Source organism: Natrinema versiforme (assembly GCF_005576615.1).
Taxonomy (GTDB): Archaea; Halobacteriota; Halobacteria; order Halobacteriales; family Natrialbaceae; genus Natrinema; species Natrinema versiforme_A.
In genome coordinates this window covers 2,333,713-2,359,344 of record NZ_CP040330.1, presented here as the reverse complement: position 1 = coordinate 2,359,344, position 25,632 = coordinate 2,333,713, and the positions used below count along the sequence as shown (strand labels likewise).

Here is a 25,632-nt window from a genome sequence, read left to right as displayed (position 1 = left end):
GGACCACTGGGCCACTGCGCCGTCCGACGTGGACTGCGAATCACCGGACTCTCGAGGCCGGTCGTGGGATAGCCGGACACTCCGCACCGAGCGGTTAGACGCGGATCGGCCGATCCGCCGAGACGCAGTCGACGCCGCGCCGCTCGAGCAGCGTCGCCATCGGTCGCCGTTCGATCGACCATGAGTGGACCTCGAGCCCCACGGCTTTCGCACGCGGCACGATCCGGGTCGCCAGACAGCGCCAGCAGCTCGCGCCGAGGACGTCGCAGTCGAGTTCGACCGCCGTCGTGACCGGCGTCTCGAGGTGGCGACTGGCGAGCAACCCGATCGGCTGACTCGGGTCGCGCTCGCGGATCGTCCGCAGTTCGCCGGCGAGAAAGGAGGTCGTCACGACCCGGGTGTCGATAGCCGCGTCCTCGAGCGCCGCGAGCACGTCGCCCGCGATACCGGGCTCTTTCAGTTCGAGGTTGACCTCGACGGTCGGCGGCAGGGCCGCGAGCATCGCGTCGAGGGTCGGGATCGACTCGTCGGACTCGAGGACGGAGTGAGCGGTGAGTTCGCTCACGGTGGCGTCCGCGACGGTCCCGGAGCCGTCGGTGACGCGGTCGATGGTGTCGTCGTGGACGACGACGAGTTCGCCGGAGCCACACCGCCGCACGTCGAACTCGACGGCGTCGGCGTGCTCGGCTGCAGCCCGGACGGCACCGATCGTGTTCTCGGGGGCTGTCGCGGCGAACCCCCGGTGTGCGATGAGTCGCATTCAGTGCCCTCATCGATCCCCGGCGGCTTTAGTCGTCCGTCGAGTTGCATCCACAGCGGCTGGTGCGATTCGCCGCGGGATTCCAAATTACTTAGCAAGTAGCCTTAAACGAATACTCTGACTAGAAGTGCATGATTACTGGAGTGGATGAAACAGTCACTGACGTATTCGTCATGGGAACAGTATGAGCAGTCGACACGACGAACCGATCGACGTGCTCCTCGTCGAAAATGACGACGAGGACGTGCAGTTCATCCGCGATGCGTTCGGTGGGTTAGATCTCGATATCTCGATCCACGTCGCCACCGACGGCGACGAGGCGCTCCTGCGGCTGACCGACCGCGGCGACGAGCCGCCGTCGGTTCCGGACCTCGTCTTGCTGGATCTAGACCTCCCGCGGATGGACGGCCTCGAGTTCCTCGAGGCGCTGACGGACGAGCCGACGCTCGCGCGACTCCCCGTGCTCGTGTTGACCCAATCGGCGACCGTCGAGGATATCCACGAGAGCTACGAACTCGCGGCCAACGCGTATCTCACGAAACCGACCGATTCCGAGGAGTACGCCGAGATGGTCGAAGCGGTCGCCGACTTCTGGTTCAGGCGAGCCGCGCTGCCGACGGACTCCTCGTAACGCCGACGTGGTCGACCGGCCGTCCGATGGCCCCGCCCTTTCATGCGAACGGCCCGCGAACGTCTCGTATGGCAGTGACGACTGCGTTCGACGTCGACTTCAGCGGGACCGTCGCGGTGATCACCGGCGCGAGCGGCGCGCTCGGCAGCGCCGCAGTCGACCGATTTCTCGAGGCGGGGGCGACCGTCTGTGCCGTCGACGTGATCGCGCCGGCCGAGGCGGACAGCCAGCTCGAGCGCGATCCCGACGACGAATCGGCCCTCGCGTTCTACGAGACGGACCTGACCGACGAGGACGACGTCGCGGCCCTGATGGAGGCCGTCGTCGACGACTACGGCCGGATCGATCACCTCCTGAACATCGCCGGGACGTGGCGCGGCGGCGACCACGTCGAGGAGACCGACCTCGAGGCGTTCGAGATGCTCGTCGACATCAACCTGAAGACCGCATTTCTCGCCTCGAAACACGCCCTGCCACACCTCCAGGAGACGGACGGCTCGATCGTCAGCATCAGCGCTCGATCCTCGCTCGAGGGCGGCGAGGGGGACGGCCCCTACCGGATCACGAAGGCCGGCATCCGGCTGCTGATGGAGACGATCGCCGAGGAAAACAGCGGGACGGTGCGGGCCAACAGCGTCATGCCGAGCGTCATCGACACGCCGATGAACCGGGAGATGATGCCCGACGCGGACCACGACTCGTGGGTCGATCCCCTCGAGATCGCGGACGTGGTGGCCTTCCTCTGTAGCGACGGGGCCGCGGTGACAAGCGGCGCTGCTGTGCCAGTGTACGGCGAGGCCTGATCGGCGAAAACGGACCGCCGATCAGGTGAGAATACCGCTGATCGCCTCGTACGCACCGATCGCGTTCAGCCCGAGGATCACGACCAGCGTGACGACGACGGGAACTCGAAGGGCCCAGATCCAGGCCGTTCCCCAGCCGCTGAGGTTTCGAATCCCTTTGCCGAGTTCCTCGAGGCCGATGTCGGTCTCCACCCAGCCGATGTAGATGGATACCAACAGTGCGCCGAGGATGAGCAGGATGTTGTTAGCGAGTTCGTCGTAGACCGTGAGCCACGAGAGACTGCCGTCGTACGCGACGGGAACGCCGAAGAGGAAGATCGCGGTTCCGATGAGGAGCGTCGCCGGGACGCGATCGACGCCACGTTCGTCGATCAGGTAGGAAACCACGACCTCCATGATACTGATCGCGCTCGAGAGCGCCGCGATGAAGACGGTACCGAAGAAGATCGCCCCGAGAACGCTGCCGAGCGGAATGTTGCTAAACGCCTGCGAAAGTGCGATGAAGATGAAGCCCGGTCCGTCGCCGATTGCGACGATGTCGGCGATACCGAGGTCACCGGAGAAGAGGACCGGGAACGCGACGAGGCCGACGGTGAACGCGATCGCCGTGTCTAATCCGACGATGATGACGGCGTCTTTGGCGAGGTTACGATCCTCTCCGAGGTAGGATGCATAGGTCATCATCACGCCCATCCCGAGCGAGAGCGTGAAGAACGCCTGTGCGGCGGCTGCGGGTAAGATACTGGTCCAGTTCGCGGCGATCGTACTCAGATCAGGTGACAGGTAGTACGCGTAGGCCTCCCCGGCATTCGGGAGCGTTCCGGCGTAGACCGCCAGACCGACCAAGAGGATGATGATCGCGGGAACCATCAGCTTCACGGAGAATTCGATACCGCGCCGAATACCGAATCCGACGACGGCGATGACGGCCGCCATGAAAACCGCGTGTGTGAGTATCGACATCATTCCCCCGGTTGTTGCTCCGAACTGCGCCGCACCGTCTGCGGCGTAGTTCCCTTGCAGGCCGTAGACGGTGTACTGCAAGACCCAGCCTGCGACGACGCTGTAGTACGAGAGGATAACGAAGCCCGCGACGACGAACACCCACCCGATCCGCTGCCAAGAGTTCGTGCCGATCTGCTTGAGTGCACCGACGGGATTCCGTTCCGTGTACCGGCCGATAGTAAACTCGACCAAGATCACCGGGAATCCGATGACCGCGATCAAAGCGAGGTATACGACGAGGAACGCCGCTCCGCCGTATTCACCGACTTGATACGGAAACCTCCAGACGTTACCTAATCCCACCGCACTGCCGACCGCGGCGAGAATGAACCCTGCTCTCGTTGCCCATGTTTCGCGTTGTGCCATGTTGGTCGGTTTGAAAGAGCCACTATATAATTGTTCGTGGTTTCTAGAATGAGATACGCCCGCTGAAGACGACAATTCGCTGTCGAGACGGCCAAAATACCGAACCGGTCCGTTCGAGTTACTTTTATACATTATAGTAGTTCGACGTCTCGATCGGATGCGACCGGTTGGCTCGAGGAGTGATAAATCGTGAAGGTATTACGGAATCCTTTTCCTGTTGGTCCTCGCACAACGGCGTATGAATCGAGCAGGGGTGTTCCCGGCATGACGATGGAAGACCGCATCGACGAACTCGAGGAATTCCGTGAGGAGGCACGGAAGGGCGGCGGCGAAGCGCGGATCGAGAAGCAACACGACAAGGGGAAGATGACCGCTCGCGAGCGGATCGATTACTTCCTCGACGACGGGACGTTCACGGAGTTCGACCAGCTCCGGACCCACCAGACGAGCCAGTTCGGGATGGAGGAGAAGCAGATTCCCGGCGATGGCGTCGTCACGGGCTACGGCGAGGTCAACGGGCGGACCACGTTCGTCTTCGCCCACGATTTCACCGTCTTCGGCGGCTCGCTCGGCGAGGTTTTCGCCGAGAAGGTCTGTAAGGTCATGGACATGGCGATGGAGGTCGGCGCGCCCGTCATCGGGCTCAACGACTCCGCCGGGGCCCGCATTCAGGAGGGCGTCAAGAGCCTCGCCGGCTACACCGAAATCTTCCGCCGGAATCAGGAGGCCAGCGGCGTCATCCCACAGATTTCGGGGATCATGGGGCCGTGTGCCGGCGGCTCCGTCTACTCCCCCGCGATCACCGACTTCATCTTCATGGTCACGGACACGAGCCACATGTACATCACCGGGCCCGGCGTCACCAAGACCGTCACCGGCGAGGAGGTCACCCACGAGGAACTCGGCGGCGCGATGACCCACGCCAACAAGACCGGCGTCGCCCAGTTCGCCTGCGAGAGCGAGGAACAGGCCCTCGACGATATCAAGCGACTGCTCTCCTATCTGCCACAGAACAACGTCGAGGACCCGCCCCGGGTCGAGCCGTGGGACGACCCCGACCGCCGCGACGACGCGCTGACCGACATCGTCCCGCCGAGTCCGCAAAAGCCCTACGACATGACGAACGTCATCGACAGCGTCGTCGACGAGGGTTCGTTCTTCGAAGTCGCGGACAACTTCGCCCAGAACCTCGTCGTCGGCTTCGGCCGCCTCGACGGGCGCTCGGTCGGCCTCGTCGCCAACCAGCCCCGCGTCAACGCTGGCACCCTGACCGTCGACGCCTCGATGAAGGGCTCGCGGTTCGTCCGCTTCTGTGACTCCTTTAACATCCCCATCGTCACCTTCGTCGACGTCCCCGGCTACATGCCCGGGACCGATCAGGAACACCGCGGGATCATCCGCCACGGCGCGAAACTGCTCTACGCCTACGCCGAGGCGAGCGTGCCGCTACTGACCGTCATCACGCGGAAGGCGTACGGCGGTGCCTACTGCGTGATGGCCTCGAAGAACCTCGGCGCGGACGTCAACTACGCGTGGCCGACCGCCGAAATCGCCGTCATGGGCCCGCAGGGCGCGGTCAACATCCTCTACCGCGAGGAACTCGAGGAGGCCGAGAACCCCGACGAACTGCGCGACGAACTCATCGAGGAGTACCGCGAGGAGTTCGCCAACCCCTACACTGCGACGGACAAAGGCTTCCTCGACGACGTGATCGTCCCCACCGAGACTCGGCCGCGGCTGATCGACGACCTCGAGATGCTCGAGACGAAACGCGAGTCGAACCCCGACAAGAAACACGGCAATATCCCGCTGTAGTCAGATGACCTCCCAGCAACAGCCGACGACCGACGACGGCGAGCGACCTGCGAGCGCCGGTGCCGACGGTTCGAACGGCGACGACGGCGGGTCGACCGGTCTCGAGGCGGCGCTGCCGACGGACGCCGACCTCGAGTTGCCCGACGACGCGGACGACGAGGAGGCCGCGGCCATCGCGGCCGCCATCGGCGCACACCTCCACGATCAGGCGCTTGTAGCCGCCGCAGCGGCGGCCGACGGCGAGGAGACGTGGGACGACAAGCGCTGGGCGTTCGCCGGCAAGGTCCGGACACAGCAACACCGGACCGTCCGCGTGCCCCGGGAGGCACCGACCGATCCGTGGTCGGCCGCGGGACGCACGGAGCGGTTCTGAGCGCCGGCAACGCTGTTTTCGATTCGCGAGATCGAGTTCTCGAGAGAAGCGTCGGCGATGTGGCCGTGACGATCGTTCCGGCCCGTGACTGCGATCGGCCGTCGACCGCGAGCCGCCAGCCGCTCGCGGCGGGCAACGTTACTCCGAGTCGGAGCCGAGTTCGGACTCGTCGTCGGTCTCGGACATGGTGATCGACTCGTCGGGGTCCGGACCCGCGTCCGAACCCATGTCTTCGCCCTCCTTGATCGCCTGTGCCTCCTGTTCCATCGCCTCGACGTCCATCTCCGCTTGCTCGTCGATCTCGCCGATGATCTCGGCGATGTCGTCTAACCCGATCAGTTCGCGGGTCTCCTCGTCGAACTCGAGGCTCTCGAGGTCGGCACCGTTGCCTTCCACGTCGCTGCCCGAGAGGTGCTTGCCGTAGCGGCCGACCAACGAGGTGAGTTCCTGGGGCATGACGAAGGTCGTCGACTCGCCTTGCCCGATCTCGCCCAGCGTCTCCATCCCCTTGTCGATGACCGCACGTTCGCCCATCGATTCGGCCGAGCGGGCGCGCAGCACGGTCGAGATCGCATCGCCCTGTGACTCGAGGATCTGGCTCTGCTTTTCACCCTGGGCGCGGATGATGTTCGACTGCTTGTCACCTTCGGCCTTCTCGACGGCGCTGCGGCGTTCGCCCTGTGCCTCGAGGATCATCGCCCGTCGGCGGCGCTCCGCGGAGGTCTGTTCCTCCATCGCTCCCTTGACGCCTTGGGAGGGGGTGACCTCGCGGACCTCGACGCTCTCGACGCGAATGCCCCACTCGTCGGTGGGTTCGTCGAGTTCCTGCCGGATGCGCTCGTTGATCATCTCCCGCCGGGAGAGGGTGTCGTCGAGTTCCATGTCGCCGATCACGGCCCGCAGGGTCGTCTGGGCCAGATTCGAGACCGCCCGCTGGTAGTCGTCGACCTCGAGGAACGCGCGCTTTGCGTTCATGACTCGGATGTAGACGACGGCGTCGGCGGTCACCGGCGAGTTGTCCCGCGTGATCGCCTCTTGACTCGGCACGTCGATCGTCTGGGTCCGCATGTCGAACGTGTAGATCCGGGAGACGAACGGCGGCACGATGTTCAACCCCGGTTCGAGGAGTTTGCGGTACTCCCCGAAGACGGTCAGTGCCGCCCTGTTGTAGGCATCGACGATCTCGACCATCTGCCAGACCGTGATCACCGCGAGGACGAGCACGGCTCCGCCGATGAGCAACAGGGGGTCCTCGAGCACCGATTGCGTCTGCAACGGGCCGGGGGCCAGTTCGTACATCGTCTATGCCATGGACTCGAGCCGAATAACTGTTGGCCATGCATACTGTGCGAGGGTGTCACTTGCGGTTCAGTGCCACGGATGGAATCTGCCTCGAGTCGCGTCGGGTCCCGAACTGGCGTCACATCGTCCCGTACTAGGAGCAATCCGTCCGAAATCGACCGCCGGCAGCCGCATTTGGCAGTCGCCGAGGACTGTCGGTTCGCCGAACCCGTTGCGAAAAAGTAAGGTGGGCCCCTGACGACTGTTCCCACAGGAATGTTCAGGAAGGTTCTCGTGGCGAACCGCGGGGAAATCGCCGTCCGCGTCATGCGGGCGTGCGAAGAGTTGAACATCGGGACCGTCGCCGTCTACTCCGAGGCCGATTCGGACTCGGGGCACGTGCGCTACGCCGACGAAGCGTACAACGTGGGGCCGGCGCGTGCGGCCGACTCCTATCTCGATCACGAGGCCGTCATCGAGGCCGCGCGGAAGGCCGACGCCGACGCCATCCACCCGGGCTACGGCTTCCTCGCGGAGAACGCCGAGTTCGCTGGCAAGGTCGAGGAGGTCGAGGGGATCACGTGGATCGGCCCCTCGAGCGACGCGATGGAGTCGCTGGGCGAGAAGACCAAGGCTCGTACGATCATGAACGAGGCCGACGTGCCGATCGTCCCCGGGACCACCGACCCCGTCACCGACCCCGAAGCGGTCAAAGAGTTCGGCGAGAAACACGGCTACCCGATCGCCATCAAGGCCGAGGGCGGCGGCGGCGGCCGCGGGATGAAGGTCGTCTGGGACGAAAGCGAGGTCGAGGACCAACTCGAGAGCGCCCAGCGCGAGGGCGAGGCCTACTTCGACAACGACTCCGTGTATCTCGAGCGCTACCTCGAGAAGCCCCGCCATATCGAGGTCCAGATCGTCGCCGACCAGCACGGGAACGTGCGCCACCTCGGCGAACGTGACTGCTCGCTGCAGCGACGCCACCAGAAGGTCATCGAAGAAGGACCATCGGCGGCGCTGACGGACGAACTCCGCGAGAAGATCGGCGAGGCCGCCCGCCGCGGCGTCGCCGCGGCCGACTACACCAACGCCGGCACGGTCGAGTTCCTCGTCGAGGAAGAGCCGGGTCGCGACGGCCCGCTCGGCCCCGACGCGAACTTCTACTTCCTCGAGGTCAACACGCGGATTCAGGTCGAGCACACGGTCACCGAGGAGATCACCGGGATCGACATCGTCAAGCGCCAAATCACGGTCGCCGCGGGCGAGGAGATCGACTTCGCACAGGACGATGTCGACATCGACGGCCACGCGATGGAGTTCCGAATCAACGCCGAGAACGCGGCCAACGACTTCGCGCCCGCGACCGGCGGGACCCTCGAGACGTACGATCCGCCGGGCGGCGTCGGCGTTCGACTCGACGACGCCCTGCGGCAGGGCGACGAACTCGTCACCGATTACGACTCGATGATCGCCAAACTCGTGGTTTGGGGCGAGGACCGCGACGAGTGTATCGAGCGCTCGCTGCGCGCGCTGCGGGAGTACGAGATCGCGGGCATCCCGACGATCATCCCGTTCCACCGGCTGATGCTCACCGACGAGGAGTTCGTCCAGAGCACGCACACGACGAAGTACCTCGACGAAGAACTCGACGAGAGCCGCATCGAGGAGGCCCAAGCGCAGTGGGGCGGCGACACCGGCGACGGCGGTGCGAGCGACGACGAGGAGTCCGTCGAACGCGAGTTCACCGTCGAGGTCAACGGCAAGCGCTTCGAGGTCGAACTCGAGGAACACGGCGCGCCCGCGATCCCGACCGGCGACGTCGACGCCGGCGGCGCACAGGCCAGCCGACCGGAGCCGGCGGGCGGGGAAAGCGGCGGCGGGTCCGAACTCGAGGGCGAGGGCGAGACCGTCGACGCCGAGATGCAGGGGACGATCCTCGACGTCAAAGTCGACGAGGGTGACGATGTCGCGGCCGGCGACGTGCTGGTCGTCCTCGAGGCCATGAAGATGGAAAACGACATCGTCGCCTCGAAGGGCGGCACCGTCACCCAGATCGCCGTCGAGGAGGACCAGAGCGTCGACATGGGCGATACGCTGGTCGTCCTCGAGTAACGTCGGCGCGACACGACATCGACGCAACCGTCGGCGAACGTCTTCGGGAGAACGTCGAAGGCGGTTCCCGCTCGTTTCGTAACCGCACGCGCCACCGGCCGTCCTGCGAGCGGTCGACGGAAGCGGTTGCCTGCGCGACCACCATCCATACATCCCTGCCACGGGGGTGCGTGCACTCGACGCCCGGTCTGACACCGGCGTCTCGATGCGGCGGCTCCACCGAGCTATCGGTGGCGGCGCTCGAGACCGTGCGATCGCGGGACTTGCGCCCCCGCGTGGACGTTCCGGCCGTTCGATCGGCCACGCGATCTTGGACGCCGCTCGAGTCGTTTTCTCGTATTGCCGTCTCTGAGAGCGAGAGCCGTCGGTCCCGATCGGGGATCGCTCGAGTCGAGCAGCGGGGTCGGACGAGAAACCGCTCGAGACGGTATTCAGTCCCCGCTCGAGACGCTGCGAGCCCCGCCGTCGGCGTCGTCCCACGGTAACGGCCCGTCGTACTCCTCGGGGACGAACGGGCAGAGCGGATCGCTCGCCAGCGGGTCGCCGGTGTGGGCGAAGGCCCGGGAGCGACTGCCGCCACAGACGTTGCGATACGGACAGGCACCGCACTTGCCCGAGAGCTGATCGCGGTCCCGGAGCGACTGGAACAGCTCGGAGTCCCGATAGAGTTCGGTGACCGGCCGGTCGCGGACGTTGCCGGCCGATTCCGGCAGGAACCCGGAGGGGAACACCTCCCCCGTGTGGCTGACGAAGCCGAAGCCGTCGCCCGCGACGATGCCGGTCCGGCGCTCGATACCGGGATTCGGCGTCCCGTCGCTGCCATCTCCCTCGGCATCGTCGCTCGCTTGCCCTTGCTGGCGCTGCATCGCGACCCGCCGATACTGGGGTGCCTCGGTCGTCTTGACGCCGAACGGTTCCTCGTCGCTGACCTCGGCCAGCCACTCCATCACCGCGTCGGCCCACTCGGGCTCGATCGGCTCGAGGACCCGCCCGCGCCCGATCGGGACGAGGAAGAAGACGCTCCACATGACCGCTCCGATTTCGGTCAGCAGCTCTCGAATTTCGGGGAGCTCGGAGACCGTCTGGCGGCAGACGGTGGTGTTTACCTGTACGGGGACGCCGGCCGCGCGGGCGTCCTCGACGGCGCGGATCGTCTCCTCGAAGCTGCCGTCCTCGCCGCGGAAGGCGTCGTGGCTCTCCGGCGAGGCACCGTCGAGGCTCACCGCCATCCGTTTGAGCCCCGCGTCGGCCATCTCTCGGATCCGATCGGCGGTCAGCGAGCCGGTTCCGCTCGGCGTGATCGTCATCCGCATTCCGAGGTCGTCGCCGTGGGCGATCAGCTCCGCGACATCGTCGCGGACGAGAGGGTCGCCCCCCGAGAGCACGACCAGTTGGCCGTCGCCGAACTCGGCGGCTCCCTCGAGCAGTTCCTTCCCTTCGGCCGTCGAGAGTTCGTCGGGGTGGCGCTGGGGTTTCGCGTCGGCGCGGCAGTGATCGCAGGCGAGCCCGCAGGCCTGCGTGAGTTCCCAGATGAGGACGAACGGTCGCTCGGACGTATCGAGATTGCCGGGGCGCATACCGGTGGCTGGGTCTCGGGCGACCGAAAGCGCCCCTCTCGTTCCCGCGGTTCGGGAAGACGGGAAGATGTTCGCCGGTTCGGGCCTGTGTTCCCGCGCACTGGGAGGTCGCGCAACGACCTTCGGTCTCGTCCCGAAGGTCTCGATATGGTCGAGAAAGCACGCCGGTCGGCGGTCGAGAGCGACGAACGAGGGAACCCGACTCGGCAGTGGGAGGTCTTCGTCCGAGAGGAGGCGGGCGACCCGATGCGCCACGTCGGCAGCGTTGCCGCCGCGAGCGGGACCGAAGCGCACGAACACGCGTCCCGGCTGTTCGGCTGGTACGCCGCCGACGTCTGGCTCTGTCCGGCCGAGGAAGTCGAACGGTACTCGACGCGCGGCCTCGCGGACGACGCCGCCGAACGGTCCGACGAGGCCGGCGGAGACGACGATGACGGCGACGGCGACGGCGAGGCCGACGACGAGAGCGAGGAACCGCGCGTCTACAAGGAGACCGCGGGTGCCTCGGAGGTGAACAGCCTGTGATCTCGATCAGCAAACTGCTCTGTGATCTCGACGCCGAGGGCGACGGCCTGCGCTACGACGCGGCCGACGAGTCGGACAAGCCCCAGATCACCGAGGAGAAACAGCGGCGACCGGTCGTCGTCTGGAACACGACCCGTCGATGCAACCTCTACTGCTCGCACTGCTACGCCGGAGCCGAGACCGACCCCGCGACCGGCGAGTTCACGACGGCCGAGGCGAAGTCATTCCTCGACCAACTCGCGGACTTCGGCGCACCCGTCATCCTCCTCTCCGGCGGTGAACCGCTCGTGCGCGACGATCTGGTCGAACTCGTCTCCTACGCCGCGGACCGCGGGCTCCGCCCCGTCCTCTCTTCGAACGGCACCCTGCTCACCCCCGAGAAAGCCGCGGCGCTCCGCGACGCCGGGCTGCAGTACGCCGGCATCTCGGTCGACGGCCTCCCGGAGCGAAACGACCGGTTCCGGGGCGAAGACGGCGCGTTCGACGCCGCCGTCCGGGGTATCGAGAACTGCCTCGAGGCCGGGCTCAAGACCGGGCTGCGGTACACGATCACCGAGGCGAACGCGCCGGACCTCGAGGGGGTCGTCGAGCTACTGGTCGACAAGGGCCTCGACCGGTTCTGTTTCTACCACCTCGATTACGGCGGTCGCGGGGCCGAGATCGTCGACGCCGACCTCTCGCCCCGAGCGAAGCGCGAGGCGATCGAGCAGGTGGCCGATCTCACGCTCGAGTACCACGACCGCGGCGAGGAGATCGAGACGCTGCTGGTTGGCAACTACGCCGACGCGGCCTTCCTCGTGGAGTACGCCCGCGAGCACTTCGGCGAGGCGAAGGCCCGGGCGGTCTACGACCACCTCGAGCGAAACGGCGGCGACCCGACCGGCGAGCGGATCGCCGACGTGGACTATCAGGGTAACGTCCACCCGACACAGTTCTGGCAGGGGTACAGTCTGGGCAACGTCCGCGACCGTCCGTTCGGCGAGATCTGGGACGACGAGTCGAACCCGCTGCTCGAGGCGCTTCGGAACCGCGAGGAGCGCCTGAAAGGGAAGTGTGCGGACTGTCAGTATCAGTCGATCTGTCGCGGCGCGTCGCGGCTGCGGGCGCTCGCCACGGCGGGCGACCTCTTCGCCCCCGATCCGCAGTGTTACCTCAGCGACGACGAGGTACGCGACGAGGGTTCGGGACCGGTCGCCGGCGGTGCCGCGGACTGAGCGCCGGCGAACTCCCCGCTCGGGTTCGAGAAGAACGGATCGTTCCTCGCCGGTTCGAGGGCTGCGAGGTGCCGTTCAGCGCCGGGAATCGGGTCTCGCGGGAAGCTGCCCGAGACAGTGCCGGCAGTAGGTGTAGAGGTGTTCGTTTTCGGTGCCACAGATCCGGCAGGTGACGGGTTCGTCGGTCGCGTTCGCTCGGGTGCTCATCATCGACTGTAGCGAGCGGGATCAAATATCCCTCCGCCTGACGATTGCAAGGAAATGCGGGCCGTCCCCCGATTTCGCCGCGATCGCCGACCGCGCTCACTCGTCGCCGACGTGGACGCGGGTGACGTGTCCGCCACAGCCACACCGGTCGACGTACTCGAGTCGAACTCCCTCGAACGCGGCCTCGAGGTCGTCCCAGAGGTACGTCTCGGGGTGGCCGTGGTCGCCGTGAGTGACGAGGTTGACGTGGTAGCCGTCGGCCGTCGAGGCGACGGCGTCTTTGGCCTCCTCGACGATCAGGTCCCGGTCCGCGGCGTGTTCGGGCCCCTCGAGGTTCGCCGACCACGAAGCCGCGTGCTCGTTGCGCGTCACGGGTTCGACGCCGGAGACATCTTCGGTCATGGTCGGTACTCGGTCCCGAACGGGCGTAAGGGCTGAGACGAACCCGTTCGGGGGTCCGCCGACGGTCGACCGCCGGCCTCGGCGACCGCCCTCGCCGCCGTCGCGCTCAGCAACAGAACATGAACGGATAGATCAACGCGACGCGGTCGTCCTCGGTGAGTTCGGCCTCGAACCCGCCGAGGTGCTCGTTGAACCGCCCGTTGATGCAGACCCGCGCGTACGGCCGCGTCTGTTCGCCCTCCGGGTTCTTGCGCCACGTGCCGGGCAGGTCGTCGGGCACCGGTGCCCAGCCGCTGTGGGTCGCGTCCGCCTCGGTTTCGGCGATGAGCATGTCCTCGAGGTCGTACTCCTCGAAGAACGACTCGAGGAAGTCCCGGAGTCGGTCGCCCTCGAAGGTGAACTCGAGTTCGTGCGTGCCGACGGCGTCGCGGACGTGGCCGGTACAGCGCACGGTGACGGTCGTCGTGGCAGCGTCTCGGTCGGTGGCCGGGGCCGACGGTCGGTCGGTGGCGGTCCCGCCCGCTCGCTCCTCGGCGGCGGTCACGGCTCGATTGGAGTCCATGATTCGGTCGACGGTACGTGACGAGTCGGCAAACCCTCCGTTCCGAACGTGTTCGGGGCGAACGGCACGGCCGTGCGGACCGAACCGCGAGACATGAACGGAATACCGGGCGGGTTGCGGACCGACCAGCAGCCCCCGATGGCGATCCCGCTACGCCACTTCGTGCTCGCGCTGGGATTCCTCGTCGTCGGGGTCGGCGGCGGCACGGCGATGGCCGTCGGGACGCTTCCCGGACGCTCGAGTCTGGCGCACCTCCACGTGTTGCTCGTGGGCTGGATTGCCGTGACGATCATGGGTGCGATGACGCAGTTCGTCCCCGTCTGGTCCGGCGTGACGATCCACTCGAAACGGCTGGCGGTCGCCCAGTTGTGGCTCGTCACCGTCGGACTGGCTGCCTTCGCCGCGGCGCTGCTCGCGGGTTCCCTCGAGTGGCTGCCGGTCGGCGGCGCGCTCTTGCTCGCGGGTATCTGGCTGTTCGTCTACAACGTCGGGCGGACCCTCGCCCGTGCGCGCCCGTTCGATTTCACGGAGCGACACTTCGCGGTCGCGCTCGCGTCGTTCGGCCTCGTCGCACCGCTGGGCGCCCTGCTGGCGGTCGACTTCACGACGCCCGTGTTCGACTCGCTCTCGGTCACGCGGTTCGAGGTCCACCTCTCCCACGCGACGCTGGTGCTGTTCGGGGCGCTGCTCGCGACGGTCGTCGGCGCGCTCTTCCAGCTCGCGAAGATGTTTACCCAAGCCGAACCCGACCGGCACAGCGAGCGCCTGCTGACCCTCGAGCAGCTGTGTGTCCCCGCCGGGCTCGTCGCGCTCGTGCTGGGGCGCGGGCTCGCGCTCGAGGCGTTGGCTCGCGTCGGCGCGGTCGCGTTTCTCGTCGGACTCGCCGCGTTCGTGATCGTGATCGGCCGACTGCTGGCCGGCGCGACGGTCGAGCGATCGCCGATGCTCGCCCGCTACTGGGTCGTCGCGGCGGCGCTCGCCGCGTGGATCGCCCTCGCCGCGCCGACGTGGTGGGCCGAGTCGACCGCCTACGAGTCGCTGTTCGGCCACCCCGACGCGCGGCAACTCCTGCTCTTCGGGGTCTTCGGCTTCGTCGTCATCGGCTCGCTCTACCACATCGTCCCCTTCATCATCTGGATCGAACGCTACAGCGACCGGCTCGGCTTCGAGCAGGTCCCGATGATCGACGACCTCTACGACGACCGCCTCGAGCGGGCGGACTTCTGGACCACGCTCGTCGGCTTCGGCGGCCTCGCGGCGGCACCGCTGATCGGGCTCCCGGCCGCCGCGGTCACCGCGAGCAGCGTCATCGCGACGCTCGGCGTGGGCCTGTTCGTCGCGAACATGCTGCTGACGATCCACCGCCACGGTCCCGACGGGATCGCGGGCGTTCTCGCGAGCGCGCTCGAGTCGGGTGACGACCGCGCTGCAACGGGCGGTGGAGAGCCCGATGTGGACGTGTCGCCCGATCAGTGACCGAGAACGGCCGATCAGCACAGCACGGCTCGACCCTACTCCTCCGGCGAGACATCGACCTCCGGCTCGTATCGCTGGGATTCGATCGTCGAGACGACCAGTTCGCCGTATTCCGCGGCCGTCAGTTCGCCCGCGTTGTACTCCGCCGCATGGGTGGTCTCGACCGTCGCCGAGCCGTACGACGCGGGCGCGTCGTCGAGGATCGTCGCCCCCAGCGCGACGGCGTCGTAGCCGGCGTCGAGCAGCGCCGCGTAGCCGCCCGCGATCAGGGCGACGTCGTGGACGTTCCCCTCGTCGGAGCGATCCGTGTTGACGTACTCGAGCGTGAGCACGTCTCGGTCGCGTTCGACCGACTCGACGGTCATCTCGTACTCCTCGAGCGTCGATGCGAGCCCCTCGGGATCGGCGATATCGGCGGCCGCGAGTTCCGGGATCCGGTCCTCGTGGATCGCGCTTCGCTCCTCGACGGGGAGGTCGGGGACGTACTCCGAGACCGGCCACTCCGTGTTCTGGGGGAACTCAGTTCCCATCTCCTCGATGCAGCCGGCGAGTCCGACGGCCGCGGCGACGGACCCGGCCTGCAGGAACCGCCGCCGCGTCGCGGTCTCGTGTTCGTCTCCCGCGGTCCGATCCATGGATATCGGGTCGCTCTCTCGAGACAAATGGATTCGTTCTGCAAACGCCGGCACCGGGATGAAGGGCCGATTTGTCGTAGGGTGGAGTGCCCCAGATGGCCCTCGAGCTGTACAACGTCGGTCTGGTCGTGCTCGGTGTCGGACTGTTCGGCGTCGCCCTGCTCCCCCGCTTTGTCTCCGATCGAGCGATCTCGCTGCCGATCTTCTTCGTCGCCTTCGGGATGCTCGTTTTCGGACTACCGATCGGCCTCCCCGCGCCCGACCCGCTCGAGCAGGGGACGACGACGGAACACCTCGCGGAGCTCGGGGTCATCATCGCCCTGATGGGCGTCGGACTGAAGATCGACCGCGTGCCGGGGCTGCGCGCGTGGGCGTCGACGTGGCGGCTGCTCGCGATCACGATGCCGCTGTCGATCGCCGGCGCGGCGCTGCTGGGCTGGTGGACCGGGCTCGTGATTCCGACCGCGGTCCTACTCGGCGCGTGTATCGCCCCGACGGATCCCGTGCTGGCGTCGGAGGTCCAGGTCGGCGGCCCGGGAATGGGCAGCGAAGAGGAAGCCCTCGAGGAGGCGGCCGGAAAGGAAGACGAGGTCCGATTCGCGCTCACCTCCGAGGCGGGACTGAACGACGGACTCGCGTTCCCGTTTACGAATCTGGCGATCGCGATCGCCCTCGTCGGGATCGCGCCCGGCAACTGGCTCGGCGAGTGGCTCCTCGTCGACGTCGGCTACCGGATCGTCGTCGGCGTGATCGTCGGCGTCGTCCTCGGCTATCTGACCGCTCGTGCCGTCTTCGCGACGGAGCCCGACACCCCCGTCGCGGAGTCGGTCCAAGGGCTCGAGGCGATCGCCGGCACCCTGCTCGTCTACGGTGCGACCGAACTCGTCGGCGGCTACGGCTTCATCGCGGTCTTCGTCGCCGCACTGATGGTCCGCCACTACGAGCGATCCCACGACTACAACCGGTCGCTTCACGAAGTCAGCGAGTTCGCCGAACAGGTGATGATGGCGCTGATCATGCTCTTTTTCGGCGGGGCGATCGTCGGCGGCCTCCTCGAGCCGCTCACGCTCGAGGCGATCGCGGCGGCGGTCGCGATCGTCTTCCTCGTCCGACCGCTCGCCGGGCTGATCGCGTTTCTCGGCTTCGACCGCGACCCCGCCGAACGGGTGACGATCGCCTTCTTCGGCGTGCGCGGGATCGGCTCGTTCTACTACCTCGCACACGGACTGAACGAGGGCGCGTTCCCCGACGCGGACCTCCTGTGGGCCACTGTCGGGGCGGTCGTCCTCATCTCGATCATCGTCCACGGCATCACCGCGACGCCGGCGGTCCGCTGGCTCGAGAAACGGGCCGAAGCCCGCGAGTGAGCGGGACTCCGGGCTCGCCGAACGACGGCTATGCGGGGACTTCCTTCGGACTCCGCTCCCAGTGACGGTGCTCGGCGATCGCGTCGACGAACGCCTCGGCGAACGCCTCGAGGTCGTCGTCCCTCCCCGTCACCACGCCGTCCGATGAGACCGTTTCGCCGTCGTCGGCGATCTCCACGTCCGGTAGTTCGACCGTCTCGAGCAGCTCGGTTCCCTCGCCGGCGGCGGCGATCGGTTTCTTGTGTTTGAACGTCTCCGCGACGAAGTGCTTGGCGTCGCCCTGCTCGAGGAGCGCGTCGACGCTGTCCTCGCCGCCGGGGACGAAGACGGCGTCGAACAGCACCGACTCGGCGGTCGCATGACTCTCGTCGGCCGCGATCGAGTCGCCGCTCTCGGATTCCTTGTCGCCGAGTGTCTTCGAGACGATATTCACGCGAGCGCCCTCGTCTTCTAGCGTCGACGTGACCGTCTCGAGGGCCTCGCCGTCGTAGCCGTCGTCGACGAGGACGGCGATCTTGCGGGTCTCGATGGAGTCGGCGTCGCGGCGTTCCTCGATGCTCAGGCGGGAGTCCTCGCGGTCGTGCGTCGGCATCTCGTCGCCGGGCTCCTCCGGCGGATCGACGTCGATGCCCTCCGCGACCCGTTTGGCGAACTCGTGGTCGACGTTGTTGAACAGGTCGTAGACCATCCGCTCGCGGATCTCCATGCGATCGACCTTCCCGAGTTCGAAGCGAGCCGCGTCGACGATGTTCTGCTTCTCGGACTCGGTCATGCTGTTCCAGAACAGTCGGGCCTGCGAGAAGTGATCCATGAAGCTCTCGCTGCGATTGCGGATCTTCTCGCCGGAGATTTTCTCGGCGAAGTGCTCGTAGCCGCCCTCGTCTTCGGGGGCCTCCGCGGGCTGGTCGTCGCCAATCGAGTTGGGCTTGTAGGAGGCCTTCCCCTCGTTGATCTCCTGGCGCATGAAGCCGGCCCGCTGGTTGTTGTGCCGCTCGGTGATGGGGCGGTTGATCGGGATCTCGTCCCAGTTGGCGCTGTTGAATCGGTTGAGCTGGGTGTCCTGATAGGAGAAGAGCCGGCCCTGCAGGAGCGGATCGTTCGTGAAGTCGATCCCCGGCACGACGTTGCCCGGGTGGAACGCGACCTGCTCGACCTCCGCGAAGAAGTTGTCCGGCGTCTCGTTGAGCACCATCTTCCCGATCGGACGCACCGGCACCTCGCTCTCTGGGACTATTTTGGTCGGGTCGAGGACGTCGAAGTCGAACTCGGCGGCCTCGTCCTCGTCGAAGATCTGGACGCCCAGTTCCCACTCGAGTTCGTAGCCCGACTCGATGACGTCGTAGAGGTCCATCCGGTTGAAGTCGGGGTTCTTGCCGGCGATCTTCTGGGTCTCGTCCCAGACGAGTTGGCTGGTGTCGAGTGCCGGCGTCCAGTGGAACTTGACGAACCGTGCGTCGCCCTCGTCGTTGACCAGCCGGAAGGTGTGGACGCCAAAGCCCTGCATCATGCGGTAGGCGCGGGGTAGGGCCCGTCCCGACAGCACCCACATGACCATGTGGGTGATCTCGGGCTTGAGTGAGGCGAAGTCCCAGAAGGTGTCGTGGGCCGACGAGGCCTGCGGGACGGCGTCGTCGGGCTCGGGTTTGATCGCGTGGATCAGATCGGGGAACTCCATCGCGTCCTGAATGAAGAAGACGGGGATGTTGTTCCCGACCAGATCCCAGTTGCCCTCCTCGGTGTAGAACTTGGTCGCGAACCCGCGGACGTCCCGAACCGTGTCGGGCGACCCTCTCGAGCCGACGACCGTCGAGAACCGGGTGAAGACGGGCGTCTTCTGGTCGGAATCGGTCAGCACCTTCGCTTTCGTCAACTCCTCGATGTCGTCGTACTCGCCGAGATCGGCGTCCTCGTAGGGCTGGAAGTAGCCGTGAGCGCCCGATCCGCGGGCGTGGACGACCCGTTCCGGGATCGACTCGTGGTCGAACTGGGTCATCTTCTCCCGGAAGTGGAAGTCCTCCATGATCGTCGGCCCGCGCTCGCCGGCCTTCAGGGAGTTGTCCGTGTCGCTGACCTTGACGCCGTGGTCGGTCGTCAGCTCTTCGCCCTCGGAGTTCTCGCGGACCTCCTCGAGCTGCTCTTGCTTGCTGTTCTCGTCGACATCGTCACCGTCGCTGCTGCCGGCCCGGCCCGATCCGGAGTCGGGTCGCGATTCACCGTCGGAACCGCCGTTCGTCGTCGGCCGGTGCTCCGAGCCGTCGGTCACCGTCTCGTCGCGGTTCGATCCATCGTCCCTGTCGCCGGATTGCACCGATTCGCCATCGGTCGCGTCCGGCCGTTCGTCGTCTCGCTCGTCGTGGGTTGAGTCGTTGTCTGCCATAGTTCGAACTCCGATTAGTCGATCGCTGACCGCGGGTCATCGGACCCGCGTCGCGACTGCGTGAGCTGCCGGTCCGTCGCTGACGCCCTCGAGCGGACGGGACACGTCGCTTTTCGCCACCGTCGTGCCCTTCAGCGATCGACGAAGAGATAGGGCACGGCTCTAGCGGTCGCTCACGGCGCTACGTACCGTCAGTTCGCGTCGCGACGGCCGTCTCGTCTCTCGGCGTCCATCGACGATAGCACGAGACCGGCGTACGTCATCGACCAGAATAAGCGAGGTAAGCGTCGCCCCGTCCATCGCAAGGGTCAGGTGTGGCTCGGCGTGTCCCCGTTGCCGGTCAGAAGGGCGACTGGACCGTCGAATCGTCAGCCCGTCCCCGATCGGGCGTCCCGGTCCTCGGCCCCTGCCCGTCCGAATCGGTCGGTACTTCGCCGGACTCGCGGTACTGCGACTCGAGGGACTCGAGCGTCTCGTTGAGCGATTCGGACTGGTGGTGGGACGGCCGGACGCGAACGCGCACGAGGTCGTACCCGTGGCGGTCGCTCAGCCCGTTCCACGCGCGGAACGAGCCCTTGACGAGCGCGTCAGCCTGCGGGCAGAACTCCGTCGTGGGGCTGAACTCCGCCCGGAGCACGGTCGGGTCGTCGGCGTCGACCGCGTACCGGTAGCCCGCCTCGGGGTGACGCCGGTCGAGGTTGAGTCGCGCCAGATTGTAGCCGAACGTCGCGTCGTAGACCCCCCGCTCTTCGAACAGGTCCCGCGCGATGTCGTGGAAAGCGACGTGTGCCTCGCCCTCGAGCACGTCGTGGCCCTCGAGGAACGGCCCCGGGTCCGGCAGGTGGTCCGGGACGAACGCGTCCGGTTCGTCGAAGCTACCCTCGCCGTCGGCGTCCGCCGATCGCCCGCTCGAGAAGGGATTCATTGTATCGCGGACTACGCTCCCGATCGTCCAGTAGCTCTCCCCGAACATGTGACGCGGTTTGATAGCCGGTCCGAACCGCCACGACTGCCGGACAGGCGGCTACAACCGGTGCTTGTACGGGCCCCATCGCTCTCTGAATCGTTTTGGAAATCGTGACTGAAATAGAATTAGTATAGAATCGATCCCGAAAAAATACGACTATGTACATATATAGTTTATCATGCCCAGAATTGGTAGCCAACATCGGATTAGGGCCAGAGGATTTATATCTTATCGAAGAAAGAGTCCGGCCAATGCTACTCTCAGTCGATCGGTCGGAAGCCTCAGCCGAGCAGTCTATCAGTTTCGACGTTATCGCTGCCGTCGCCGAACGGGAAGGAATCGACCCCGTGGACCTCGAACCCCCAGAATACGACGCTCTGTACGATGTCATCAATCCGGAGGCGCTCGACGCGCTCTTTGCGACCCGCGAGAACGGCCGAAATCGGCCGACTGGCCGCGTCGAATTCCCGTTCTGTGGCTATCACGTCGTCGTCACGAGCGACGGCGACGTCGACGTTTCTCCGCTCGAGTAACCCGCGTCGGTACCGTGGTCGACAAATCAGCTATCGCGGAGTGACACGGCCGTTGTGATCTCGTCGCGAGAGTCGTCCGCGTACGGATCGACGCCGGAGAGACGGGTGGAACGTTATCGGTCTCGCCGAGAAGAAAAGCGCGCTCAGTCGCCGGCCATCGCCGCTTCGAACACGTTCTCGTGGAGCCGGTCCGTGATGATCTCCATCAGTGGCTCCATGTTCCGGGTGTCCGCGCGGTTGTACTCGATGAGCGTCTCGAGTGAACTCTCGTCGCCGGCTTCGTACTCGTGCCAGAGGCGGACGGCGTCGCGGCCGCTGATGTCCAGCATGTCCCGGTCGATGCCGAGATCGCGTTCGATCGCCTTCAGCCCGCCGTCGAGCCCGAGCTTCTTACAGGGGTACATCAGATCCACGTGGGGAGCGTCGACGTCGACGTCGAAACACGTCTCGAGGAAGGGAACGTCGAACCGCTGGCCGTTGAACGTGGCGAGCAGCGCCGCGTCGTCGAGTTCTCGCTCGAGGCGCTCGCTCGTGAGGTCGCGTCCTTTGACGAAGGTCTTCGTCTCACCGCCGCGGTGGAGGCTAACGGTCGTCACATCGTTACAGGCGGCGTCGAGTCCGGTGGTCTCGATGTCCAGGAAACACGTCTCGTCGCGGACGTTCTCGTAACACCGCCAGCGGCTCGCGGCCGGCAGCGCCTCCGCGAAGAGGGACACGTCCCCCCGGTCCAAGTGGGTCCGGCCCTCGTCGATGAACGTCTCGATGCGGTCGGAAAGCGTCGCGCCGACGACGCTGCCGTCGAACTCGTCCCAGTGGGTGATACCGTTCTCCCACAGGCGTCGTTCGGTGGTTTCTCCGACCCCGTGAACGGGAATGAAACTGTTCTCGATTCGCACACCTGTTGGGGGGCACGGAGCGGGTAAAAACGCTTGGATCGCAAGCGGTGTCGGCGGACTGCGGCGTCAGTTGCTGTTGTCGGAGAGATACAGCGTTCGATCGATGATGCTGACGGCGGCTTCGCCCCACTGCTGAATCGCGGCCCCGTCCGAGTCGGGAATCTCGATAACGATCCGGTTCCGACCGATGGTCACGTCGCCGTCCGGCGTCGACGCCTGATCCGCGAAGCTCCGCATCTGATACTGGAGCAGCCGTTCCGTCGACCCGGTGATATCGACCGTCTCGGCGTCGAACTCGAAGGTCAGTACCGCGCTTCCGTCGTCGGTCTCCTCGGCCGTGACGTCGAACTGGTGGCTCGAGAGTTCCGGTGCCGGCGCGTCCTCGTTCATCGTGTCGACGGCCTCCTCGACGGTCACGTCTTCCTCCTCTGGTTCGAACTCCTCATCGTCGAACTCGAACCCGGAGAGCGCGTCCACGGGCGGGTCCTCGGCGTCGTCGGCCTCGGATTCGCCGTCAACGGTATCGGGTCCGGGTTCGTCCTCGGCCGTCTGGGCGTCGGACTCGTTGTCCGCATCGGCTCCGGCGTCGGACTCGGCGGCCGAAAGTTCAGTTTCGCTCGAGTCGTCGACGAGGTCGGGAACATCTGCGTGCGCGTCCTCGTCACCGGAGCCGTCCTCACCACCGGTTTCGTTCTCGTCCTCGCCATCGGCCCCATCCTCGGCGGGGGCGGCCGATCCGGAATCGGATTCGTCCTCCGTTCCGTCGTCGAACGACAACACGTCGATCTCCTCGGTCGATTGCGGGATTTCGTCGACGGTCGTGTCTGCCGACTCGTCTCCCTCGAGACCGGTGTCGGCGTCGGTTTCGTCCCCGTCCTCGTTCTCGACCTCGGCGTCGCTTCCGTCGGACTCGGTTCCGTCGGCGTCTTCGCCGTCGCTTTCGTCGGCTTCCTCGAGCGAGTCAGCGTCGTCCGAGGCGACCACTTCGTCGGAGGATTCGACTGCGGACTCGGCTTCCGCGTCAGCCGTCGGGTCGTCGGAAGCCGAGTCGGCGGGCGCGTCGTCGCCGTCATCGGCGTCCTCGCTCTCGTCGGAACCCTCGTCAGTTGGCGTCGTCGCCGCGCCCGGCATCGGCGTCGCCACGGCATCGTCCTCGTCGCTCGCAGCCGCTTCGCTCTCGTCGCCCGGACCCGCGGCGATCACCGCCGAGTCGTCGGGTTCCGATTCTGAGCCGTCCGGGAGCGCGCCGGCGATCGTCGGGCGGGCCGCGTCGATCGCCTCGCGGTCCAGCGGCGTGGCGTACCACGCCGTTCGATCGGGCGAGGTGATGAACCGGCCGCGATTGCGTTCGGCGTGTGGGTGCTCGGGCGGTTCGTCCTCGGCGTCGGACGCCTCGGCCGCCGGCTCTTCGTCTGGCCACTCGTCCTCCGGTTCGGCGTGCTCGCCGTCGCCCGACTGGGCGCTCTCGTCACCGGTTTCGTCGATATCCTCGTCCGCTTCCGCCGGGTCGGCCGCGGCCGGCTCCGCCTCCGATTCGGGTTCCCGCCGGGCCGCTTCCGACCGCTGTTGATACTGGGGATGGGACGCAGGCTGTGGCCCGGCGTTTGGCGCATCCTGTCGACGGGCATCGGCCTGTTGTGGCCCCATCGCCTGTTGCTGTCCCCCCTGTTGGGCCTGCTGTGCCTGCTGGGGCTGATTCGCGCCCGGACCGGAACTGATCGTCCCGCCGCTCAGGTGGAGTTGCGTCCCGCCACCGCCGCCGGGGCCGTTCGACATTCCATCTAAGCTGTGGGCGATATCCGTCAGATCGTCGTCGATATTGTCCTCGAGTTTGTCGATCTTGTCGCCGACGCTTCGCAGAGCGAGGGCCACGTCCCAGAGGACGACGACGCCAAAGAACAAGAGCGCGAGGAAAACGGTAACGGCGGCTCCACCGAGAAGCTCAGTACTAGCTTCGACCATGTATGCTACTCTTTGAACCGATAGGTCGTTCGATATATAGACCTTATGCCGTAACACGGATAATGCTGGAGTGAGACGGCCGGAGACGGACGAACGCGCCGTTCTACTCGCAGCTGCTCTCGCCGACGGAGAGACACGATCGAATACGTGTCCGATATATTATTGGATATCGGTCCGCGACTGGCTCGCTCTACAGCTCGAGCCAGTCGGTGGTGGTCTCCGTTTCTCGGAGGTGCCACCGCTGTTCGTCGGTCCCGCGCCGGGACCGCACCGTCACGACCGCATCGAACAGCGGTTCGAAGAGCGCGACGGCGTCGTGGTCCGGCGCGAGCGGGACGTGATAGTGTCCCATGCCGCGGGCCCGGTTGACCCGCGACGTCATCACGTGTAGCAGGCGAAACATCGTCTCGGCGTCGTACTCCCGAAGCAGCGGGACGAGCGAACCGATGCAGACGCGAAGCGCCGACGGATCGAACCCGCCGGCGGCGGCATCGAATTCGTCGATGGTCTCGACGATTCGGATTCCGAGCGCGCCGAGCGACGACGCCCCGCTTTCGGCCGCCGGTTCCGTCTCGGTCTCGAGCACAGCCCTCGAGTCGATCGTGTGGATCCGTTCGATCGCGGCGCTATCGGCGTTCTCGCACGCGACGTGATCGCCGTCGGTCGTGACGATCAGCTGATAGCGAGAGTCGTGGTTCGCCGCGCCGAGTAACCGATGGCAGGCCCGCTCGTGTGCCGCCGGCGCTGCGCCGACGAGCAGAATGTTGCTCCCCTCCCGCTTGAGCGCGCTCAGAGTCCGCGCGAACGTCGCCCGATCCGGCACGGCGTCCCCACACTCGTCTTCCATTCGTCCTATCAATCAACCGATTCCATCATAAAAATTGTGGCATCATTCGATTAGAAAAGGAGATCGCTATCGGAAATCGTCGTCTCAGTGATCCGTCTAATCGTCCGGTTTTTGACACCGGCGGCCGTAGCTCGCGCATGGCCAACGATGACGACGAACTCGTCGACGCCGTTCGCGAACTCGCGCGGACGATCGACGACCTCCGCGACGAACTCGAGGGGCCCCGCTCGCGACGGCGGCCGCCCCTTCGCCCGCCGACCCCGAGAGAACTCCTGCGGTTCACCGACGAGATAGCACTGCCCGCCGCGCTGACCGTCCTCGAGACCAGCGTCCGCGCGCTCGAGGCGTTCCAGCGGAGCCTGCGCGTCGTCCGGACCGAACGCGAGGCCCGCGACCGAACCGGCGAGGCCGTCGAGGCGACGAGCGAGCGCGCGAACGAACTCCAGCGGACGACGCTCTCCCAACTCGATACCGTGCTGGCGGAACTCCAGCGCGCCGCGTCCGACGGCGGGTTGCCCGCCGACGAGACGGCTCGTGACCTCCTCAAAGAGGCGCGCGACCTCCGCGACGACGTGGATAGCCGCCTCCGGGACGCTGCCGACCGGGAGTCGCAAACGGCCGAGACCGGAACCGATCGGACGGAGCCAGAAGGCGGGGTCACGATCGATATCGACGACGGGCCGCTGACCGACGACGAGACGGCAGGGGACGACGCCGACGGCCGCGACTCCGCCGTCGATGTCGACGCCGAACTCGAGACGCTGCGGGATCAGTACGCCGACGAGGAGGACGGCTCGAGCGAAACCGATGCCGGCGCCGCAGAGAGGAACGACGAACCGGATACGAACGACGGCGGCGACGGCGCGGCTGCGGACGACATCGATGCCGGCGCTGACGGGGCCGGAGAGGACGACGACGAAAACTGAGCCGCGTGTCAAT

General features: G+C 66.4%; 24 protein-coding genes. 11 read left to right on the top strand and 13 right to left on the bottom strand.

Features of this window, described 5'->3' with window-relative positions:
• Positions 1-94: 94 nt before the first annotated feature.
• On the bottom strand, positions 95-760 hold the full coding sequence (locus tag FEJ81_RS11605) for a glycerophosphodiester phosphodiesterase (RefSeq protein ID WP_138245443.1): 666 nt from the start codon (positions 758-760) through the stop codon (positions 95-97).
• 184 nt (positions 761-944) lie between these two features.
• On the opposite strand from FEJ81_RS11605, the gene FEJ81_RS11600 reads away from it, so the two are divergent.
• Both FEJ81_RS11600 and FEJ81_RS11595 read left to right on the top strand, forming a co-directional pair.
• Positions 945-1,391 (top strand): response regulator, encoded by a 447-nt coding sequence (locus tag FEJ81_RS11600; protein ID WP_138245442.1) that lies wholly within the window; start codon positions 945-947, stop codon positions 1,389-1,391.
• Positions 1,392-1,459: 68 nt separating this feature from the next.
• Positions 1,460-2,194 (top strand): SDR family oxidoreductase, encoded by a 735-nt coding sequence (locus tag FEJ81_RS11595; RefSeq protein ID WP_138245441.1) that lies wholly within the window; start codon positions 1,460-1,462, stop codon positions 2,192-2,194.
• 21 nt (positions 2,195-2,215) lie between these two features.
• Here FEJ81_RS11595 and FEJ81_RS11590 read toward each other — a convergent pair whose 3' ends face one another.
• Positions 2,216-3,565 (bottom strand): sodium-dependent transporter, encoded by a 1,350-nt coding sequence (locus tag FEJ81_RS11590; protein WP_138245440.1) that lies wholly within the window; start codon positions 3,563-3,565, stop codon positions 2,216-2,218.
• 270 nt (positions 3,566-3,835) lie between these two features.
• Here FEJ81_RS11590 and FEJ81_RS11585 point away from each other — a divergent pair, with 270 nt between their 5' ends.
• Together FEJ81_RS11585 and FEJ81_RS11580 are read left to right on the top strand one after the other, a co-directional pair.
• Positions 3,836-5,380, top strand: a complete 1,545-nt coding sequence (locus tag FEJ81_RS11585; protein WP_138246771.1) for an acyl-CoA carboxylase subunit beta — start codon at positions 3,836-3,838, stop codon at positions 5,378-5,380.
• Positions 5,381-5,384: 4 nt separating this feature from the next.
• Positions 5,385-5,753 (top strand): hypothetical protein, encoded by a 369-nt coding sequence (locus FEJ81_RS11580; RefSeq protein ID WP_138245439.1) that lies wholly within the window; start codon positions 5,385-5,387, stop codon positions 5,751-5,753.
• A gap of 138 nt (positions 5,754-5,891) precedes the next feature.
• On the opposite strand, the gene FEJ81_RS11575 is transcribed toward FEJ81_RS11580, so the two are convergent.
• The gene (locus tag FEJ81_RS11575; protein WP_138245438.1) at positions 5,892-7,052 is read right to left on the bottom strand and encodes an SPFH domain-containing protein; all 1,161 of its coding nucleotides are present in this window, start codon (positions 7,050-7,052) and stop codon (positions 5,892-5,894) included.
• A 258-nt stretch (positions 7,053-7,310) separates the two neighbouring features.
• Here FEJ81_RS11575 and FEJ81_RS11570 point away from each other — a divergent pair, with 258 nt between their 5' ends.
• On the top strand, positions 7,311-9,146 hold the full coding sequence (locus FEJ81_RS11570; protein WP_138245437.1) for an acetyl-CoA carboxylase biotin carboxylase subunit: 1,836 nt from the start codon (positions 7,311-7,313) through the stop codon (positions 9,144-9,146).
• Between the two features lie 431 nt (positions 9,147-9,577).
• On the opposite strand, the gene FEJ81_RS11565 is transcribed toward FEJ81_RS11570, so the two are convergent.
• Positions 9,578-10,723: a TIGR04053 family radical SAM/SPASM domain-containing protein gene (locus FEJ81_RS11565; protein WP_138245436.1), complete on the bottom strand. Its 1,146-nt coding sequence runs from the start codon at positions 10,721-10,723 to the stop codon at positions 9,578-9,580.
• 147 nt (positions 10,724-10,870) lie between these two features.
• On the opposite strand from FEJ81_RS11565, the gene FEJ81_RS11560 reads away from it, so the two are divergent.
• Together FEJ81_RS11560 and FEJ81_RS11555 are read left to right on the top strand one after the other, a co-directional pair.
• Positions 10,871-11,248, top strand: coding sequence for an Htur_1727 family rSAM-partnered candidate RiPP (locus FEJ81_RS11560; RefSeq protein ID WP_138245435.1), 378 nt, complete (start codon positions 10,871-10,873; stop codon positions 11,246-11,248).
• Positions 11,245-12,462, top strand: coding sequence for a TIGR04347 family pseudo-SAM/SPASM protein (locus FEJ81_RS11555; protein WP_138245434.1), 1,218 nt, complete (start codon positions 11,245-11,247; stop codon positions 12,460-12,462). The genes FEJ81_RS11560 and FEJ81_RS11555 overlap by 4 nt, the downstream gene beginning before the upstream one ends.
• Positions 12,463-12,537: 75 nt before the next feature.
• Here the strand turns inward: FEJ81_RS11555 and FEJ81_RS24200 are convergent, their stop codons facing one another.
• The 3 genes from FEJ81_RS24200 to FEJ81_RS11545 form a co-directional block, all read right to left on the bottom strand.
• Positions 12,538-12,669, bottom strand: a complete 132-nt coding sequence (locus tag FEJ81_RS24200) for a DUF7577 domain-containing protein (protein WP_267877908.1) — start codon at positions 12,667-12,669, stop codon at positions 12,538-12,540.
• Positions 12,670-12,765: 96 nt separating this feature from the next.
• On the bottom strand, positions 12,766-13,071 hold the full coding sequence (locus FEJ81_RS11550) for a CGCGG family putative rSAM-modified RiPP protein (protein WP_138245433.1): 306 nt from the start codon (positions 13,069-13,071) through the stop codon (positions 12,766-12,768).
• 106 nt (positions 13,072-13,177) lie between these two features.
• Entirely contained in the window at positions 13,178-13,633 is a 456-nt protein-coding gene (locus tag FEJ81_RS11545; RefSeq protein WP_175416407.1) for a pterin cluster protein, read from the bottom strand.
• Positions 13,634-13,726: 93 nt separating this feature from the next.
• On the opposite strand from FEJ81_RS11545, the gene FEJ81_RS11540 reads away from it, so the two are divergent.
• A complete protein-coding gene (locus FEJ81_RS11540) occupies positions 13,727-15,109 on the top strand; it encodes a heme-copper oxidase family protein (RefSeq protein ID WP_175416406.1) in 1,383 nt (460 codons plus the stop codon).
• A gap of 35 nt (positions 15,110-15,144) precedes the next feature.
• Here FEJ81_RS11540 and FEJ81_RS11535 read toward each other — a convergent pair whose 3' ends face one another.
• Complete coding sequence (locus FEJ81_RS11535) at positions 15,145-15,744, bottom strand: hypothetical protein (protein WP_138245432.1); 600 nt, start codon at positions 15,742-15,744, stop codon at positions 15,145-15,147.
• 95 nt (positions 15,745-15,839) lie between these two features.
• Here FEJ81_RS11535 and FEJ81_RS11530 point away from each other — a divergent pair, with 95 nt between their 5' ends.
• Positions 15,840-17,111, top strand: a complete 1,272-nt coding sequence (locus tag FEJ81_RS11530; protein WP_138245431.1) for a cation:proton antiporter — start codon at positions 15,840-15,842, stop codon at positions 17,109-17,111.
• Positions 17,112-17,139: 28 nt separating this feature from the next.
• Here the strand turns inward: FEJ81_RS11530 and FEJ81_RS11525 are convergent, their stop codons facing one another.
• A complete protein-coding gene (locus FEJ81_RS11525) occupies positions 17,140-19,488 on the bottom strand; it encodes a catalase (RefSeq protein WP_138245430.1) in 2,349 nt (782 codons plus the stop codon).
• Positions 19,489-19,828: 340 nt separating this feature from the next.
• Positions 19,829-20,461 carry a hypothetical protein gene (locus tag FEJ81_RS11520; RefSeq protein WP_138245429.1) on the bottom strand — a complete coding sequence of 211 codons (633 nt, stop codon included), beginning with the start codon at positions 20,459-20,461 and terminating at the stop codon, positions 19,829-19,831.
• A gap of 245 nt (positions 20,462-20,706) precedes the next feature.
• On the opposite strand from FEJ81_RS11520, the gene FEJ81_RS11515 reads away from it, so the two are divergent.
• Complete coding sequence (locus FEJ81_RS11515) at positions 20,707-20,988, top strand: HalOD1 output domain-containing protein (protein WP_138245428.1); 282 nt, start codon at positions 20,707-20,709, stop codon at positions 20,986-20,988.
• Positions 20,989-21,131: 143 nt separating this feature from the next.
• On the opposite strand, the gene FEJ81_RS11510 is transcribed toward FEJ81_RS11515, so the two are convergent.
• The 3 genes from FEJ81_RS11510 to FEJ81_RS11500 all read right to left on the bottom strand — a co-directional run bounded on the left by FEJ81_RS11510 (position 21,132) and on the right by FEJ81_RS11500 (position 24,693).
• Positions 21,132-21,884 carry a ribonuclease H-like domain-containing protein gene (locus tag FEJ81_RS11510; protein ID WP_138245427.1) on the bottom strand — a complete coding sequence of 251 codons (753 nt, stop codon included), beginning with the start codon at positions 21,882-21,884 and terminating at the stop codon, positions 21,132-21,134.
• 66 nt (positions 21,885-21,950) lie between these two features.
• On the bottom strand, positions 21,951-23,846 hold the full coding sequence (locus tag FEJ81_RS11505) for a putative sodium/potassium/calcium exchanger (RefSeq protein ID WP_138245426.1): 1,896 nt from the start codon (positions 23,844-23,846) through the stop codon (positions 21,951-21,953).
• A 190-nt stretch (positions 23,847-24,036) separates the two neighbouring features.
• Entirely contained in the window at positions 24,037-24,693 is a 657-nt protein-coding gene (locus FEJ81_RS11500; RefSeq protein ID WP_138245425.1) for a DUF7504 family protein, read from the bottom strand.
• A gap of 137 nt (positions 24,694-24,830) precedes the next feature.
• On the opposite strand from FEJ81_RS11500, the gene FEJ81_RS11495 reads away from it, so the two are divergent.
• A complete protein-coding gene (locus FEJ81_RS11495; protein ID WP_138245424.1) occupies positions 24,831-25,619 on the top strand; it encodes a DUF7547 family protein in 789 nt (262 codons plus the stop codon).
• The last annotated feature ends 13 nt before the right edge of the window (positions 25,620-25,632 follow it).

Bases quoted from the DNA above. Each gene is read 5' to 3' on its own strand.
- FEJ81_RS11575 (WP_138245438.1), bottom strand. From the start codon at position 7,052: ATGTACGAACTGGCCCCCGGCCCGTTGCAGACGCAATCGGTGCTCGAG.
- FEJ81_RS11530 (WP_138245431.1), top strand. From the start codon at position 15,840: ATGGCCCTCGAGCTGTACAACGTCGGTCTGGTCGTGCTCGGTGTCGGA.
- FEJ81_RS11550 (WP_138245433.1), bottom strand. From the start codon at position 13,071: ATGACCGAAGATGTCTCCGGCGTCGAACCCGTGACGCGCAACGAGCAC.
- FEJ81_RS11520 (WP_138245429.1), bottom strand. From the start codon at position 20,461: ATGTTCGGGGAGAGCTACTGGACGATCGGGAGCGTAGTCCGCGATACA.
- FEJ81_RS11500 (WP_138245425.1), bottom strand. From the start codon at position 24,693: ATGGAAGACGAGTGTGGGGACGCCGTGCCGGATCGGGCGACGTTCGCG.
- FEJ81_RS24200 (WP_267877908.1), bottom strand. From the start codon at position 12,669: ATGAGCACCCGAGCGAACGCGACCGACGAACCCGTCACCTGCCGGATC.
- FEJ81_RS11535 (WP_138245432.1), bottom strand. From the start codon at position 15,744: ATGGATCGGACCGCGGGAGACGAACACGAGACCGCGACGCGGCGGCGG.
- FEJ81_RS11560 (WP_138245435.1), top strand. From the start codon at position 10,871: ATGGTCGAGAAAGCACGCCGGTCGGCGGTCGAGAGCGACGAACGAGGG.
- FEJ81_RS11540 (WP_175416406.1), top strand. From the start codon at position 13,727: ATGAACGGAATACCGGGCGGGTTGCGGACCGACCAGCAGCCCCCGATG.
- FEJ81_RS11580 (WP_138245439.1), top strand. From the start codon at position 5,385: ATGACCTCCCAGCAACAGCCGACGACCGACGACGGCGAGCGACCTGCG.
- FEJ81_RS11590 (WP_138245440.1), bottom strand. From the start codon at position 3,565: ATGGCACAACGCGAAACATGGGCAACGAGAGCAGGGTTCATTCTCGCC.
- FEJ81_RS11605 (WP_138245443.1), bottom strand. From the start codon at position 760: ATGCGACTCATCGCACACCGGGGGTTCGCCGCGACAGCCCCCGAGAAC.
- FEJ81_RS11565 (WP_138245436.1), bottom strand. From the start codon at position 10,723: ATGCGCCCCGGCAATCTCGATACGTCCGAGCGACCGTTCGTCCTCATC.
- FEJ81_RS11595 (WP_138245441.1), top strand. From the start codon at position 1,460: ATGGCAGTGACGACTGCGTTCGACGTCGACTTCAGCGGGACCGTCGCG.
- FEJ81_RS11600 (WP_138245442.1), top strand. From the start codon at position 945: ATGAGCAGTCGACACGACGAACCGATCGACGTGCTCCTCGTCGAAAAT.
- FEJ81_RS11525 (WP_138245430.1), bottom strand. From the start codon at position 19,488: ATGGCAGACAACGACTCAACCCACGACGAGCGAGACGACGAACGGCCG.
- FEJ81_RS11495 (WP_138245424.1), top strand. From the start codon at position 24,831: ATGGCCAACGATGACGACGAACTCGTCGACGCCGTTCGCGAACTCGCG.
- FEJ81_RS11515 (WP_138245428.1), top strand. From the start codon at position 20,707: ATGCTACTCTCAGTCGATCGGTCGGAAGCCTCAGCCGAGCAGTCTATC.
- FEJ81_RS11585 (WP_138246771.1), top strand. From the start codon at position 3,836: ATGGAAGACCGCATCGACGAACTCGAGGAATTCCGTGAGGAGGCACGG.
- FEJ81_RS11570 (WP_138245437.1), top strand. From the start codon at position 7,311: ATGTTCAGGAAGGTTCTCGTGGCGAACCGCGGGGAAATCGCCGTCCGC.
- FEJ81_RS11545 (WP_175416407.1), bottom strand. From the start codon at position 13,633: ATGGACTCCAATCGAGCCGTGACCGCCGCCGAGGAGCGAGCGGGCGGG.
- FEJ81_RS11505 (WP_138245426.1), bottom strand. From the start codon at position 23,846: ATGGTCGAAGCTAGTACTGAGCTTCTCGGTGGAGCCGCCGTTACCGTT.